Here is a 14,832-nt window from a genome sequence, read left to right as displayed (position 1 = left end):
GGACTACATGAACGACCGCTACGGCAGCCCCGTCGGCGCCTGGAACTTCTGGCAGAACAACCACTGGTACTAAGCCACCAGCGGGTAGCAGACGCCACAGCGGGCCGGCAGCACAGCAGCACCGCGCCACCGCATGCGAAGGCCCCGGCGGCCGACCTCCCCAGGTCCGGCCACCGGGGCCTTCGGCTTTGCCGTCCCACTGGGTCTGAAGGGGCCCGAAGGGCCCGGATACCTAAAGGCGCTGGATGATCGTGCCGGTCGCCAGCGCGCCGCCCGCGCACATGGTGATCAGCGCGAATTCCTTGTCGCGCCGCTCCAGCTCGTGCAGCGCGGTGGTGATCAGCCGGGCTCCGGTGGCGCCCACGGGGTGGCCGAGCGCGATGCCGCCGCCGTTGACGTTGACCTTCTCCAGGTCCTGGTCGAAGACCTGGGCCCAGCTGAGGACGACGGAGGCGAAGGCCTCGTTGATCTCGACGAGGTCGATGTCCTTGAGCGACATCCCGGCCTTGCCCAGCACGGCCCGCGTCGCGTCGATCGGCCCGTCCAGGTGGTAGTGCGGGTCGGCGCCGACCAGCGTCTGGGCGACGATCCGGGCGCGCGGCTTGAGCTTGAGCGCGCGGGCCATCTTGCGGGAGGCCCACATCACGGCGGCGGCCCCGTCGGAGATCTGCGAGGAGTTCCCGGCGGTGTGCACGGCGGTCGGCATGACCGGCTTCAGCCGGGCCAGCGCCTCCATGCTCGTGTCGCGCAGCCCCTCGTCCCGGTCGACGAGCCGCCACATGCCCTGCCCGGCGGCCTGCTCCTCCTCCGTCGTCGGCACCTGGACGGCGAAGGTCTCCCGCTTGAACCGCTCCTCGGCCCAGGCGGCCGCGGCCCGTTCCTGGGAGCGCAGCCCGAGCCGGTCGACGTCCTCGCGGGTCAGGCCCCGGCGGCGGGCGATCCGCTCGGCGGCCTCGAACTGGTTCGGGAGGTCGACGTTCCACTCGTCCGGGAAGGGTTTGCCCGGGCCGTGCTTGGATCCGGAGCCCAGCGGCACCCGGCTCATGGCCTCGACGCCGCAGGCGATGCCGATGTCCATGACCCCGCCGGAGATCATGTTGGCGACCATGTGGTTGGCCTGCTGGGAGCTGCCGCACTGGCAGTCCACGGTCGTCGCGGCGGTCTCGTACGGGAGTCCCATCGCGAGCCAGGCGTTGCGGGCGGGGTTCATGGACTGCTCGCCGGCGTGGGTGACGGTGCCGCCGACGATCTGCTCGACGCAGTCGGGCTGGATTCCGGTCCGGGCGAGGAGCTCGCGGTAGGTCTCGCCGAGCAGGTAGGCGGGATGGAGGTTGGCCAGTGCCCCTCCGCGTTTGCCGATGGGGGTGCGTACGGCTTCGACGATGACGGGTTCCGCGGCCATGAGCTCGTCCTCTCCTGTGCGGTGCCGGCGCGGCGGGCCGTCCCGGCGCCCCGCCCGAACTAGTACGCGTTCTAGTTCTCCCCGCAGTCTTATGACCTGGACCCCCGGCACGCAAGGGTCTTGCACCCGGCCTACACGGATTCCACACGCAACAGTTGGCGCCGGATCCCTTGTCACTTCTAGAACTCGTTACTACCTTCGAGCCAACTTCTGATGGGCCGTCAGACTTTGGAGTCGCCCGATGCCCTGTCCCGCGCTGCCAGAAGGCTTCGACGCCACCGACCCCGACCTCCTCCAGGACCGGGTCCCCCTCCCGGAGTTCGCCCGGCTCCGGCAGACCGCACCCGTGTGGTGGTGCCCTCAGCGGCGGGGCGTCACCGGCTTCGACGACGAGGGCTACTGGGCCGTCACCCGGCACGCGGACGTCAAGTACGTCTCCACGCACCCGGAGTTGTTCTCCTCCACCACCAACACGGCGATCATCCGCTTCAACGAACACATCCAGCGCGATCAGATAGATGCCCAGCGCCTGATCATGCTGAACATGGATCCGCCGGAACACACGCGCGTACGCCAGATCGTGCAGCGCGGCTTCACCCCGCGGGCCGTCCGCGGCCTGGAACGGGCGCTGCGCGACCGGGCCGGGCAGATCGTCGCGGAGGCGCTCGCCACGTCCGCCGACGGCAGCTTCGACTTCGTCACGCGGGTGGCGTGCGAGCTGCCGCTCCAGGCGATCGCCGAGCTGATCGGCGTACCGCAGAAGGACCGCGCCAAGATCTTCGACTGGTCGAACAAGATGATCGCCTACGACGACCCGGAGTACGCGATCACGGAAGAGGTCGGCGCCGAGGCGGCGATGGAGCTCATCGGCTACGCGATGAACCTCTCCGCCGAGCGCAAGGAGTGCCCGGCCAAGGACATCGTCACGCAGCTCGTGGCGGCCGAGGGCGAGGGCAACCTCGGCTCGGACGAGTTCGGCTTCTTCGTGCTGCTGCTGGCGGTCGCGGGCAACGAGACCACGCGCAACGCCATCAGCCACGGCATGCACGCCTTCCTGACCCACCCCGAGCAGTGGGAGCTGTACAAGGCGACCCGGCCGTCCACGGCCGCCGAGGAGATCGTCCGCTGGGCCAGCCCCATCGTGTCCTTCCAGCGCACCGCCACCCAGGACACCGAGCTGGGCGGCCAGAAGATCAAGGCGGGCGACCGGGTGGGGCTGTTCTACTCCTCCGCCAACCACGACCCCGAGGTGTTCGAGAACCCCGACGCCTTCGACATCACCCGTGACCCGAACCCCCACCTCGGCTTCGGCGGCGGCGGCCCGCACTTCTGCCTCGGCAAGTCCCTGGCCATCATGGAGATCGACCTGATCTTCAACGCCCTGGCCGACGCCCTGCCCGACCTCCGCCTGACCGGCGAAAGCCCGCGGCGGCTGCGCGCGGCCTGGCTCAACGGCATCAAGGAACTCCGGGTCAGTCACGGCTGACCCGTGGCCCAGGGCGGCAGGGGCCGCTTCCTCCCACGCCCCGGCCCCTGCCGTCCGCTGGTACGGGTGGCGGCAAGCCGCCGCCTGGCTGATCCTGGCAGGACGCGGCGATCCACCGATGGGGTGCCGGGACGGTCCGCGGACCGTCCCGGCCCCCCATCGGCACGTGCGGGGTCGCGGCCGCGCGCTGACGGTGCGCGCGCCCCGGGCCGGTGCCAGACTGATGTCATGACTACGCTCAGTCCGTCCTTCCGGGGAAGGCTGGTGCGCGCCGAAGACGCCACGTACGACGAGGACCGGCGGGTCTGGAACGGTTCGGTCAACCGCTTCCCCACCCTCATCGCGTACTGCACCGGCGTCGCGGACGTCATCGACACGGTGAAGTTCGCCGCCTCATCGGGTCTCCCCCTCGCGGTGCGCAGCGGTGGCCACAGCTTCCCCGGGCAGTCCGTGTGCGACGAGGGGATCGTCATCGACCTCTCCCCCATGCGCGGCATCCGGGTCGATCCCGAGCAGCGGACCGCCAGGGCCCAGGCGGGGGTGCTGCTCGGTGAGCTGGACCGCGAGACGCAGGCGTTCGGCCTCGCGGTCCCCTCCGGGATCGTCACGCACACCGGCATCGCGGGGCTCACCCTCGGCGGCGGCATCGGCTGGCTGATGCGCAAGTACGGGCTCACCATCGACCAGTTGCTGGCCGTGGACCTGGTCACCGCGGACGGGACCTTCGTGAAGGCGAGCGAGAACGAGAACCCGGAGCTGTTCTGGGGCGTGCGGGGCGGGGGCGGCAATTTCGGGATCGTCACGGAATTCACGTACCGCCTCAACCCGCTCGGGCCGATCGTGCTGGCCGGTCCCGTCGTCTGGCCGATGGCCGAGTCCGCACGGGTGATGCGCCTGTACCGCGACTGGATCACCACCGTGCCGGACGAGCTGACCACGGCGATCGTCCACCGCAAGCTGCCGCCGATGCCGTACATACCGCCCGAGCTGCACGGGCAGGCGGTCGTGATGGTGGTGTGCTGCTACGCGGGGCCGGTCGAGGAGGGGCAGGAGGTACTGCGGCCCCTGCGGGAGTCCGGTCCGGCGCCGGTGCTGGACCTCTGCGCGCCCAAGCCCTTCATGACGCACCAGGCGATGTTCGACCCGTCCTTCCCGCACGGGCGGTGGTACTACTTCAAATCCTGCGACGTCGACCGGCTGACGGATCCGGTCGTCGACCTCACGGCCGAGTGGGCGGCGCGGATCGCGTCTCCGCTGACCGCCTTCCCGATCTACCACCTGGGCGGCGCGATCGCCCGCGTGGGCGAGGACGAGACCGCCTACAGCGGGCGCGCGTCCGGTCACATGTACAACATCAACGGCACGACCGCGGACATCGCCGGCTTCGAGGAGGAGCGCGAGTGGGTGCGCGGCTTCTGGTCGGCCCTTTCGCCCCACCAGGCGGGCGTGTACGTGAACTTCCTGATGAACGAGGGTGACGAGCGGATCCGGCAGGCGTACGGGCCCGAGAAGTACCGGCGGCTGCGCGAGCTGAAGCGGACCTACGACCCCGGCAACCTCTTCCGCCTCAACCAGAACATCCCGCCGGCCTCCCGGGAAGCCGCCTGACCTGCCGGACCACCTAAGAAGCCCGGGCGGGAGCCTTGACGTCCTGCTCCTCCACGCTGGTTCGCGGCGCGGGCAGGCTCGGCCGCAGCCGTCGCGGCCCGGACAGGACGTGGACGAGCCCGAATCCGGCGCCCACCACGACGGCCCCGCCCACCGCGTCCAGCACCCAGTGGTTGGCGGTCGCGACGATCGCGCACACCGTGACCAGCGGGTGCAGCGCCCCGAGCAGCTTCTGCCAGCCCTTCGGCGCCAGCATCACGATCACGATGCCGCACCACAGCGACCAGCCGAAGTGCAACGAGGGCATCGCCGCGTACTGGTTGGAGATCGCGGTCATGGCCCCGTACGAGGGGTTGGCCAGGTCCTGCGGTCCGTGCACGGTGTCGATGAAGCCGAGACCGGGCATCAGGCGCGGCGGAGCGAGGGGGTAGAGCCAGAACCCTATGAGCGCGAGCACGGTCGCCAGCCCCAGAGAGGCCCGCGCCCAGCGGTAGTCGCCCGGCCGGCGCCAGTACAGGACGGCCAGGATCGCCAGCGGGACCACGAAGTGGAAGGAGGTGTAGTAGAAGTTGAAGAAGCCTTCCAGCCAGGGCGTGTTCACCACCGCGTGGTTCACGGCGTGCTCGATGTCGAAGCCCAGCACCCGCTCCATGCCGAGGATCTGTTCCGCGTTGCCCTCGGCGAGACCGCGGCTCGTGGGGGCGGCGGCGCGGATGTGGGAGTAGAGCGAGTACCCGACCCGTATCAGCAGGAGTTCCAGCAGCAGGTTGGGGCGGGACAGCACGCGCCGCCAGAACGGCAGCAACGGCACCCGCGACCACCGGGCGGCGGCCGGGTGCCCGTAGGCCGTCGGGACGGGGTGGCGCCAGTACGTCGACGAGCGCGACAGGAACGGCACGGCGCAGGCCGCCGCGAGGGCGGTGAGGAGCAGCACGTTGTCCCGTACGGGGGCCAGCGCCGCCAGGTTGGGCAGCAGCACGGCGCTGGGCAGGGTCATGGCGAGCACCACGGCCACCGGCCACACCGGCCGGTCGGCGGCGCGCTTTCCGACCTTGCCGGCCACCGCGAGCAGCACCCACAGGAGCTGGTGGCGCCAGCCGGCCGGGGAGACGGCGACGGCCACGCAGCCGGTGACGGCGACCGCGAGCAGCAGCTGGCCGTCGCGGGCGTAGCGGGCCGCGCGCCGCAGGCCGACCCAGCAGATCCCGGCCGCGAGGGCGACGTAGAGGACGATCTCGACGGGGCCGCTGAAGCCGAGGCGCAGCAGGGCCCCGTGCACGGACTGGTTGGCGAGGCTGTCGGGGGCGCCGCCGAGGCCGGTCCCGGCGAAATAGTCGACCCAGTACGTCCACGAGTCGCGCGGCAGCGAGGCCCAGGACATGGCGGTGGCCCCGGCGAAGGTCACGGCGGCGGCCTTCGCGGTGGGGCGGCGGCCGGCGAGCCACAGCAGCGGGGCGAAGAGCAGCAGCGCCGGCTGGAGGGCGGCGGCGAGGCCGACGAGGAAGCCGGCGGGGCGTTCGCCGGGCACCCGGAAGACGGCCGCCAGCACCAGCAGCACGGGCAGGACGGCGGTCTGTCCCGGGGAGGCGGCTTCACGGACGGGCAGGGAGACCATCATCAGGGCGACCAGCACGGGCGCGGCCAGCAGCGCGGTGCGGCGCGGCACGGGATCGGGCAGGCCGCGCGCGGCGACGAGCCCGATCGCGGCGACGCACAGCAGGGTCACGCACGTCCAGGCCACTTCCAGGGAGGGCGCGGCGAAGCCGGTCAGCGGCTTCAGGACGAGCCCCGCGAAGGGGGTGCCGGTGAACTGGCCGGCGTCGTAGAGCGAGCCGGGCAGGCTGGCCGGGAGGTGGAATCCGCTGAGCCACTCGCCCGGCGGCACGCGCAGGACGGCGGCGGCCTGTCTGATGGTGAGCACGGCCGCCAGCGCCCACAACAGGAGGCGCAGCGCCTCCAGTCTGCCGCTACCGCCTATGACCCCGGCATGTCCGTCCGCACCGCTGCGCTCCGCCGCGTTAGCCACGCCTCGCCGTCCTCCCGCCCTGTCGACCGCAACCTTGACTTCGCCTGGCTGCCGCGCTTGGTTTCCGGGGTCGACGATATCCCGCGCGGGATCCCCAGGATGGCGCGCGGGACATCACAAAGGTCACCGGGCCGGCGGCGGCCTCGTCCGGGTGCCTTCACGGCGCCGCGACGTCCTCGTGTAGGAGACTGCACGCAAGTCGTCTTGGGCCGGGTGCTGCCGCACGCGGCCCGTGTCTCCTGAGAGGTGTCACGTGCCCAGCGTCGTAAAGATCAACGCCCTGACCGTCCCCGCCGAGCAGCGGGAGGTGCTGGAGCAGCGCTTCGCCTCGCGGGCGGGCACCGTGGAGAGCTCGGACGGGTTCGAGTGGTTCGAGCTGCTGCGCCCGGTGGAGGGTACGGACCAGTACCTCGTCTACACCCGGTGGCGTTCGGAGGAGGACTTCCAGGCGTGGATGGAGGGTCCGATGAAGGCGGCTCACCAGGGTGGGGGCGAGGGCGGCGGCGAGCGGCCGAAGCCGGCGGCTTCCGGGTCCTCGGTGTGGTCGTTCGAGGTCGTGCAGCAGGCCGCGCCGAAGAAGGCCTGAGGCGGCGGGCGCGAACCGAGGGGGGCGGGGCCGGGGGCGTCGTCGCCAGGCGTCTTCGCCCCCCGGTCCCCTCGGTCTCGCTGCGTGCCGAGCGGCCGGCTCGGGCAGGCCGCTCGACCTGCCCGCTCAGCCTGCCCGCTCGGCCTGCCCGCTCAGCTCCAGAAGGCGTCGCTCTCGTCGATGTCCGCGGTGCACTGGTCGATGTCGGTGATCTTGTGCCCGACGATGGTGAAGAAGAGGCCTTCGCGGATCTCGATGCCGCGGTCACCGCGGTCGCCGCGCGCGGTGTGGAACGACATCACGTGTCCGCGGCCGTCCGCCAGGACGGTGTGCAGGTCGACCTGGAAGGTGCCGTTGGTCTCCTCACCGAGGCGGCGGTAGAAGTCGAGGACCGCCTCCCGTCCCTTGTGGTGCCCCGACAGCGGGTTGCTGCCGGGCACGTGGTGGATGACGTCGGCCGTCATCAGTGTGCTCAGCGTCTCCATGTCGCCCTTGCCGAAGGCTTCGTAGCCGCGGCGGATCAGGGCACAGTCCGGGTGTTCCGACATGACGGTTCACGCCCTCCGGTCGCCGATTTTTCACCTTTTCTCATCATCAGCCCGTGCCTGTGGATATTCCACGCGGGCGGTTCGCGGCGTGTTCCACAATGACGCCATGAACAGCAGCGGATCCACCACCATGACCGGACTCTGGAGCGTCGCCCCCGAGCCCTTCACCACCCCGGACGCCACCGTCCTGCGCCGCGCGTACTACGCCGAGGTCGCCGGCCGGTACTGGAAACGGTCCGTCACCGAGGCCGAGATCGACCAGGGGCTACTGGACTTCCCCGACGACGGACTCGTGCCGCCGACGGGCGAGTTCGTGGTCGGCCGGCTCGACGGGGTGCCGCTGGCGTGCGGTGGCATACGGCTGCTCGACCCCGTCACCGCCGAGCTCACGCGGGTCTACGTCGACCGGCGCGCCCGCGGCGCCGGCGGCGGGGCGGCTCTGCTCACCGCGCTGGAGGCGGCGGGCCGCGCCCTGGGCGCCGAGCGGGTCCGGCTGGACACCCGGTCCGATCTGGTGGAGGCCCGCGCCTTGTACGCGCGGCACGGGTACCGCGAGATACCCGCGTACAACTCGGGCCCGTATGCGCAGCACTGGTTCGAGAAGTCCCTGGTCCAAGAGGGAGGGCCGCAGGGCTGCTGACGGCGGGGGCTCAGCGCGGGGCGTGGTCGCGGCGCGGCAGGGTGTCGTAGGGCTCCTCCGCGTCGGATCCGCACAGCTCCCGGTTGATCTCCTCGACCAGCTTGACCAGGTCGGTGGGCCGGTCGGGTCCCCACCAGTCGCCGAGCAGCTCGGCGAGGGACTCCTGCCGGGCTGCGGCCAGCCGGGCCGCGGCCCGGCGCCCGGAGTCGGTCAGGAGCAGCGCGAGCCCCTCCCGGACGGCGAGCTTGCGCTCCTCGACCTGGCGGGCGGCGTCCGTGACGGCCCTGAGGGGGACGGCGGTGCGTTCCGCGAGCAGCGCCGGCTCGGCCGAGCCGTACTTGTTGATCCGCAGCAGCAGCCAGCTGGCGGCGGGGAGCAGGTCGTAGCCCGCCTTCTCGGTGATCTTCTCGTACACGTGGCGACGGCCCTCCCGGGTGCCCAGCACGGACAGCGCGCGGGCGACCTCCTCGTGCGAGGAGCGGTGGACCGGGTTGGAGGCGAGGGTCTCCGACACGTCGGGGGCGGTGACGGACCCGCGGAGCTTGTCCTCCCGGAGGAACCAGGCGATCAGGAAGGCGATCAGAACCACGGGCGCGGCGTAGAGGAAGACGTCGGTGATGGAGGCGGAGTAGGCGTCCAGTACCCGGGGGCGCAGTTCGGCGGGGAGCAGGCCGATGGAATGGGGATCCGCCTCCAGTTGCGCGGTGCTCGCTCCGGGCGGCAGCGGGAGCCCGGCCAGGGCGGCGGAGAGCTTGTCGTCGAGCCGGGTGGTGAAGACCGTACCGAAGATGGCGACGCCGAAGGAGGCGCCGATGGAGCGGAAGAAGGTGGCGCCGGAGGTGGCGACGCCGAGGTCGGCGTAGCTGACGGCGTTCTGCACGGCCAGCACGAGCACCTGCATGACCAGGCCGAGGCCGGCGCCGAAGACGAAGAAGTAGACGCTCACCTCCAGGTCGGAGCTGGTGCGGTGCAGTTGGTGCAGGAGCAGCAGTCCGACGGCGGTCACGGCGGTCCCCACCAGGGGGAAGACCTTCCACCGCCCGGTGCGGCTGACGATCTGCCCCGAGACGGTGGAGGCGATCAGCAGGCCGAACACCATCGGCAGCATGTGCACGCCGGACATCGTCGGTGAGACCCCTCGGACGATCTGGAGGAAGGTCGGCAGGTAGACCATCGCGCCGAACATCGCGAAGCCGACGACGAAGCTGATCACCGAGCAGAGGGTGAAGGTGCGGATGCGGAACAGCCCCAGCGGCAGGACGGGTTCGGCGGCCCGCCGCTCGACGGCCACGAAGGCGACGAGGAGGACGACGCCGAGGACGGCGAGGCCGATGATCCGGGCCGAGCCCCAGCCCCAGGTGCCGCCGAGGGAGGCGACGAGCACGAGGCAGGTGGCGACGGAGGCGATGAGGAAGGTGCCGAGGTAGTCGATGGTGTGCCGGGAGGGCCGGGCCGGGATGTGCAGGGCGGCGGCGATGACGACGAGCGCGACGAGACCGATGGGGAGGTTGATGTAGAAGACCCAGCGCCAGGAGAGGTGGTCCACGAACAGACCGCCGAGCAGCGGTCCCAGCACGCTGGTCGCGCCGAAGACCGCGCCGAAGAGGCCCTGGTACTTGCCGCGCTCGCGCGGCGGGACGATGTCGCCGACGATCGCCATCGACAGCACCATCAGGCCGCCGCCGCCCAGGCCCTGGAGAGCGCGGTATCCGATGAGCTGGGGCATGTTCTGGGCGACGCCGCAGAGGACGGAGCCGATCAGGAAGATCACGATGGCGTACTGGAAGAGCTTCTTGCGCCCGTACTGGTCACCGAGCTTGCCCCACAGGGGAGTGGCGGCGGTGGCGGCCAGCATGTAGGCGGTGACGACCCAGGAGAGGTGGTCCATGCCGCCGAGGTCGCTGACGATCGTGGGGAGTGCGGTGGAGACGATGGTCTGGTCGAGAGCGGAGATCAGCAGGCCCAGCAGCAGGGCTCCGATCGAGACGAGCACGTCGGGGGAAGCGTGCTCGGCGCCGGAACCGGGGTTCACGGCGGGCGCGGTCACATCCTGAGCCATCGACTCCTCCTCAGGGCGGTCATCATTTCCATCCTGAGCGGTGTGTCCCGATATGGCCTGTCGGGTGGGTTGGGTGATGCCTGAGGGGTCTGCATAATCGCAGGCATTGTCGAGGGAGGGTTTCCAGTGAGCGCTGAGCGCTGTCCAGATTGCGGCGCCATGGGCGCCGACTGTGCGTGTGCGCCGACCAGGGGGTTCGTCGACTCGCTGCGCGTCCGCCCGTACGTTGCCCTGCCCGACCCGAACGAGGCGGGTTCCACGGCGCCGCCCGCGCAGCCGGTGCTGAGCGCCCTGGCCCACCCGGAGCCGCCGCCCCCGGTACCACCCGGGGCGCCGACGGAGCGGGACACCCCCGCGTACGGGATACCCGTAGCGGCCGTGGGGCAGCCGGAGTGGACGGATCAGGCCGACCACGGCGAGCAGGCGGGTCTGACGGTTCAGCTCCGGCCCGTGCCCGCGCGCGGTCGCGGCCCCGGAGGCGCCGGGAAGCGGTCCAGGCGGCTGCTGCCCCTGCTGGCCGGGGCCGGCGCGGTGGTGGCCGCTGGTGGGGTGGCACTGGCGCTGACCATGTTCACCGGCTCGGGGACGAGCGATACCGCGCTGGTGGACCCGAAACCGTCGGCGCTCGCGGCCAGCGTCGCGCCCCCGACGGCCCTCTCCGCGTCGCCGGATCCCAGCTCGACGGTGAGCGCGTCCGCCTCGGCCTCGCGTTCCGCGTCGCCGAGCCCGTCCCGGTCGGCGTCACCCTCGGCGTCGCCGTCCGCCTCGGCGAGCGCGTCCCGTTCCTCGACCCCGTCGGCGAGCACGAGCCCCCCGGCCGCGGTCCCCCCGCCGTCACCGACCCAGCCGCCGACCCTGCGGTACGGGGATTCGGGCCCCGAGGTGGAGAAGCTCCAGCGCCTGCTGGCGGAGCGGGGCCTGTACCGCGGCAAGTTCGACGGCAAGTTCAGTCGCTACGTACGCAGTGCGGTGGAGGACTTCCAGATCGAGAGCGGGCTCTACGAGGACCCGTGGGGGGTCTACGGCCCGGCGACCCGGCGAGCCTTGGAGGGATAGGTCACGCCGCGGGTGGTGGCGCGAACCGCCCCGGTTTTGTATCGTGTAGGAACAAAGTGGTTCCGTCCTCAATCCCTGACCGGTGGACGGAACCACTTGTTCTCTTTCCCGCCCCGTCTGGAGCCCCGCCGATGCCGGCCAGCACCACCACCGCCCCTGTCGTCCTCACCTCCAGGGCCCTGCTCCTGGACATGGACGGCACCCTCGTCAACTCCGACGCGGTGGTCGAGCGCTGCTGGCGCGAGTGGGCGGTGTCGCACGGGCTGGACCCGCAGGAGGCGCTCAAGGTGGTCCACGGCCGCCAGGGCTACGCCACGATGGCGATCCTGCTGCCCGAGCGCCCGATGGAGCTCAACCACGCCGAGAACACCGTGATGCTCGCCCGCGAGACCGCCGACACCGACGGGGTGGTGCCCGTCGGCGGCGCCGCGGAGTTCATGGCCGCCATCGCCGCCCTGCCGCACGCGCTGGTCACCTCGGCCGACGCCGCCCTGGCCGCGGTCCGGATGACGGCCGCCGCGCTGCCGATGCCGCGGGTACGGGTGACCGCCGAGTCCGTCTCGGCCAGCAAGCCCGACCCCGAGGGCTTCCTCAAGGGCGCCGCCGAGCTGGGCGTGGACCCGGCCGACTGCATCGTCTTCGAGGATTCCGCCGCCGGGATCGCCGCGGGCCTCGCCGCCGGCATGCGCGTGATCGGCATCGGCCCCCGCGCCGCCGCCCACGGCCCGACGGCCCACGCCGCCGACCTGACCTCGGTCCACGTCGGCTCCGCCCCCGACGGCACGATCCGACTCACCGTCACCCCGACCGCCTGACGGACCACCGCGCCCCGTCGCTCCTCTCGGGGTGACCCGCGGCTCGGAGTCGGGAAGCGCCATGGCCGTGCGGCTCAGCGATGCGCACCCGTGGCCGCCGCGTCGCGACAGGTGTCGCGGAAAGCCGTCGTCCCGTGAACATGCGCTCAAGGACGAGGCCCCGCCCGGCTCTCACCGCTGAAGGACCGGCACGTCAGCTTCCTGAGCCGCTATCAGTTCAACATCGCCTCCGGCGGCCCCGGCCAGGGCCTGCGCCCGAGGGTTCTGCCGTGCGTTTGAAGAGTTCCGCCCAGCGCTCGTGCGGCGCGGCGACGAACTCCAGCCGGCCGGCATCGCGTACGCGGCGCGTGAGCGCTTCGACAGGAGCTGGCCCGTCCGCCGCGGAAAACAAAAGGCAAGGAGAGTACCCACTCCTTGCCATGCTCAAGATATAGCGCACCGGGGGGCTTGCCGCAAGGCCCCGGTCGTACCACAGAATGACCGACCAAAGCCAGAACCTGCGGAAACAGCAGATCCGCGAAGTACGTGCGCGTTTGTCGGCGTACGGCTTGCGCGGGACGTCGAACCGCCGTGGGACTCGCGGTGCGGTTGCGGGGGCTCGGCGCGGAGATGCGGGTGTGCGTGCTGCCGGACCGCGCGGAGCGGCTGGTCGAATTCCAATCTCGTTGAATGGGCGTGTCGATGATTGACGTGATCGTGGTCGGCGGCGGACCGACCGGCTTGATGCTGGCCGGTGAGCTGCGGCTGGCCGGAGTGCACGTGGTCGTGCTGGAGAAGTTGACCGAGCCGACCGGGCAGTCGCGCGGGCAGGGCCTGCACGCACGCAGCGTCGAGATGATGGACCAGCGCGGCGTACTGGACCGGTTCCTCGCGGTCAGTGAGAAGTTCCAGGTCGGCGGTCTCTTCGGCGGCATCCTCAAGCCGTGGCCGGACCGGTTGGACACGGCGCACCCGTACGGCCTCGCCACTCCACAGCCGGTCACCGAGCGGCTGCTCAACGAGCGTGCCCTCGAACTCGGTACCGAGATCCGGCGCGGCTGCGAAGTGGTCGGCCTGAGCCAGTCCGCCGACGGGGCCGGCGTGACCGTCGAGCTGGCGGACGGCACGCACCTGCGCTCGCGCTACCTCGTCGGGTGCGACGGCGGTCGCAGCGCGGTGCGCAAGCTGCTCGGCGTCGGTTTCCCCGGCGAGCCCGCCAAGGTGGAGACGCTGCTGGGTGAAATGGAGGTGACGGAGGATCCGGCGACGATTGACGCGATCGTCGCGGAAGTCCACAAGACCCAGCTGCGGTTCGGCGTCGCCCTCGCCGGGGACGGGAAGAAGGGGGTGTACCGCGTCGTCGTGCCCGCCGACGGCGTGGCCGAGGACCGTGCGAACGCGCCGACCCTCGAGGAGTTCAAGAAGCAGCTGCGGGCGTTCGCGGGCACCGACTTCGGCGTGCACTCGCCGCGCTGGCTGTCCCGGTTCGGCGACGCCACCCGGCAGGCCGAGCGTTACCGGGTCGGCCGGGTTCTGCTGGCCGGCGACGCGGCGCACATCCACCCGCCGACCGGCGGGCAGGGGCTCAACCTCGGCGTGCAGGACGCGTTCAACCTCGGCTGGAAACTGGCCGCCGCAGTCAACGGGTGGGCTCCTGAGGGGCTGCTGGACAGCTACCACGCCGAACGGCACCCGGTGGGCGCCCGCGTGTTGGAGAACACCCGCGCGCAGATCACGCTGCTGGGAACCGATCCGGGTGCGACCGCGCTGCGGGAGCTGTTCTCGACGCTGATGGACTTCGAGGAGGTGAACCGGTACGTGACCGGGATGATCACCGCCGTCGAGGTCCGCTACGACTTCGGCGAGGGCCATGAACTGCTCGGCCGGCGGATGCGGGACGTGGCACTGAAGCGGGGGCGTCTCTACGAGCTGATGCACGGCGGCCGCGGCCTGCTGCTCGACCAGACCGGCCGGCTTTCGGTGGAGGGCTGGGCGGATCGGGTGGACCACGTCGTCGACGTCAGCGAGGAACTGGACGTGCCCGCGGTACTGCTGCGGCCGGACGGCCACGTGGCGTGGGTCGGTGAAGATCAGCAGGATCTGCTCGGCCGGCTGCCCAAGTGGTTCGGCGCTGCCGTCAGCTGAGCTGTCCGGGAATCTCTTGGCGCCGCGGCGGGTGGCGTGGGCCGAGGCGCAGAACAACCAGGGCTCGCCGACGACTGCCCCTTCGGGTCTGGCGAAATACCGCGGGTCAGCGTTGCCGACACGACGGCGCGCCCTGCGATCACCGCTGCCGCGCCGGCATGGCGGGATGACCGCGCCGGGCCATCAGGTCACGGTTGGCCGCCCGCGCCGCGGCGAGGCCCTCGCCCCGTTCGGCCGGCTCCGCGCGGAGGTCGAGAACCCGTTGCTCCGGCCGGGACAGGTTCGACCCTCCCCGGACCGGCGGGCCGGCTCCTCGGCGGCTAGGGAGTGTCGTCAAAGTAGCTCCGGCCGCCCGAAGGGCGGGGCCGGTGGGGCCTGGTGCGTGCGATCGCAAGGCGGAGGAGGGAGCCGACGCGGAGCGTCGGCGACCGACGACAACCTGGGGGTCCCCCAGATCGGAAGAGCAACGTGAAGGGAAAGAA

At 71.5% G+C, this 14,832-nt stretch carries 12 protein-coding genes and 1 pseudogene; 8 read left to right on the top strand and 5 right to left on the bottom strand.

Annotated features, from left to right (window positions below; translation table 11 throughout):
- Positions 1-232: 232 nt before the first annotated feature.
- A complete protein-coding gene (locus ACWDYJ_RS33680) occupies positions 233-1,402 on the bottom strand; it encodes a steroid 3-ketoacyl-CoA thiolase (protein WP_451569408.1) in 1,170 nt (389 codons plus the stop codon).
- Between the two features lie 241 nt (positions 1,403-1,643).
- On the opposite strand from ACWDYJ_RS33680, the gene ACWDYJ_RS33675 reads away from it, so the two are divergent.
- The 3 genes and pseudogenes from ACWDYJ_RS33675 (at position 1,644) to ACWDYJ_RS33665 (ending at position 4,496) form a co-directional block, all read left to right on the top strand.
- Positions 1,644-2,888 carry a cytochrome P450 gene (locus tag ACWDYJ_RS33675; protein WP_451569407.1) on the top strand — a complete coding sequence of 415 codons (1,245 nt, stop codon included), beginning with the start codon at positions 1,644-1,646 and terminating at the stop codon, positions 2,886-2,888.
- Between the two features lie 228 nt (positions 2,889-3,116).
- A pseudogene (locus ACWDYJ_RS33670) lies at positions 3,117-3,611 on the top strand (FAD-binding oxidoreductase); the annotation flags it as partial.
- A 621-nt stretch (positions 3,612-4,232) separates the two neighbouring features.
- A complete protein-coding gene (locus ACWDYJ_RS33665) occupies positions 4,233-4,496 on the top strand; it encodes a BBE domain-containing protein (protein WP_451569410.1) in 264 nt (87 codons plus the stop codon).
- 13 nt (positions 4,497-4,509) lie between these two features.
- On the opposite strand, the gene ACWDYJ_RS33660 is transcribed toward ACWDYJ_RS33665, so the two are convergent.
- Positions 4,510-6,522 (bottom strand): bifunctional glycosyltransferase 87/phosphatase PAP2 family protein, encoded by a 2,013-nt coding sequence (locus tag ACWDYJ_RS33660; RefSeq protein WP_451569406.1) that lies wholly within the window; start codon positions 6,520-6,522, stop codon positions 4,510-4,512.
- A 253-nt stretch (positions 6,523-6,775) separates the two neighbouring features.
- Between ACWDYJ_RS33660 and ACWDYJ_RS33655 the strand changes: the two genes are divergently transcribed.
- Positions 6,776-7,108 carry an antibiotic biosynthesis monooxygenase family protein gene (locus ACWDYJ_RS33655; protein ID WP_451569405.1) on the top strand — a complete coding sequence of 111 codons (333 nt, stop codon included), beginning with the start codon at positions 6,776-6,778 and terminating at the stop codon, positions 7,106-7,108.
- A 152-nt stretch (positions 7,109-7,260) separates the two neighbouring features.
- Here ACWDYJ_RS33655 and ACWDYJ_RS33650 read toward each other — a convergent pair whose 3' ends face one another.
- Positions 7,261-7,656 (bottom strand): nuclear transport factor 2 family protein, encoded by a 396-nt coding sequence (locus ACWDYJ_RS33650; RefSeq protein ID WP_451569404.1) that lies wholly within the window; start codon positions 7,654-7,656, stop codon positions 7,261-7,263.
- A 106-nt stretch (positions 7,657-7,762) separates the two neighbouring features.
- On the opposite strand from ACWDYJ_RS33650, the gene ACWDYJ_RS33645 reads away from it, so the two are divergent.
- Positions 7,763-8,296 (top strand): GNAT family N-acetyltransferase, encoded by a 534-nt coding sequence (locus tag ACWDYJ_RS33645; protein WP_451569403.1) that lies wholly within the window; start codon positions 7,763-7,765, stop codon positions 8,294-8,296.
- Between the two features lie 10 nt (positions 8,297-8,306).
- On the opposite strand, the gene ACWDYJ_RS33640 is transcribed toward ACWDYJ_RS33645, so the two are convergent.
- Both ACWDYJ_RS33640 and ACWDYJ_RS33635 read right to left on the bottom strand, forming a co-directional pair.
- Positions 8,307-10,409 (bottom strand): MDR family MFS transporter, encoded by a 2,103-nt coding sequence (locus tag ACWDYJ_RS33640; RefSeq protein ID WP_451569409.1) that lies wholly within the window; start codon positions 10,407-10,409, stop codon positions 8,307-8,309.
- 383 nt (positions 10,410-10,792) lie between these two features.
- A complete protein-coding gene (locus ACWDYJ_RS33635; protein WP_451569402.1) occupies positions 10,793-11,161 on the bottom strand; it encodes a hypothetical protein in 369 nt (122 codons plus the stop codon).
- A gap of 76 nt (positions 11,162-11,237) precedes the next feature.
- On the opposite strand from ACWDYJ_RS33635, the gene ACWDYJ_RS33630 reads away from it, so the two are divergent.
- The 3 genes from ACWDYJ_RS33630 (at position 11,238) to rox (ending at position 14,350) form a co-directional block, all read left to right on the top strand.
- On the top strand, positions 11,238-11,411 hold the full coding sequence (locus ACWDYJ_RS33630; RefSeq protein WP_451569401.1) for a peptidoglycan-binding domain-containing protein: 174 nt from the start codon (positions 11,238-11,240) through the stop codon (positions 11,409-11,411).
- A 131-nt stretch (positions 11,412-11,542) separates the two neighbouring features.
- Positions 11,543-12,226 (top strand): HAD-IA family hydrolase, encoded by a 684-nt coding sequence (locus ACWDYJ_RS33625; RefSeq protein ID WP_451569400.1) that lies wholly within the window; start codon positions 11,543-11,545, stop codon positions 12,224-12,226.
- Positions 12,227-12,907: 681 nt separating this feature from the next.
- Entirely contained in the window at positions 12,908-14,350 is a 1,443-nt protein-coding gene (rox, locus tag ACWDYJ_RS33620) for a rifampin monooxygenase (protein ID WP_451569399.1), read from the top strand.
- Positions 14,351-14,832 lie beyond the last annotated feature (482 nt).

It is taken from the genome of Streptomyces sp. NPDC003042 (assembly GCF_053591315.1).
The sequence above is the reverse complement of the archived record's forward strand: the minus strand, read 5'-3'. Positions and strand labels throughout refer to the sequence as shown.

What these genes read in the sequence shown, in the direction of transcription:
- ACWDYJ_RS33625 (WP_451569400.1), top strand. Translation starts at nt 11,543, where the DNA reads ATGCCGGCCAGCACCACCACCGCCCCTGTCGTCCTCACCTCCAGGGCC.
- ACWDYJ_RS33675 (WP_451569407.1), top strand. Translation starts at nt 1,644, where the DNA reads ATGCCCTGTCCCGCGCTGCCAGAAGGCTTCGACGCCACCGACCCCGAC.
- rox (WP_451569399.1), top strand. Translation starts at nt 12,908, where the DNA reads ATGATTGACGTGATCGTGGTCGGCGGCGGACCGACCGGCTTGATGCTG.
- ACWDYJ_RS33645 (WP_451569403.1), top strand. Translation starts at nt 7,763, where the DNA reads ATGAACAGCAGCGGATCCACCACCATGACCGGACTCTGGAGCGTCGCC.
- ACWDYJ_RS33665 (WP_451569410.1), top strand. Translation starts at nt 4,233, where the DNA reads ATGTACAACATCAACGGCACGACCGCGGACATCGCCGGCTTCGAGGAG.
- ACWDYJ_RS33680 (WP_451569408.1), bottom strand. Translation starts at nt 1,402, where the DNA reads ATGGCCGCGGAACCCGTCATCGTCGAAGCCGTACGCACCCCCATCGGC.
- ACWDYJ_RS33650 (WP_451569404.1), bottom strand. Translation starts at nt 7,656, where the DNA reads ATGTCGGAACACCCGGACTGTGCCCTGATCCGCCGCGGCTACGAAGCC.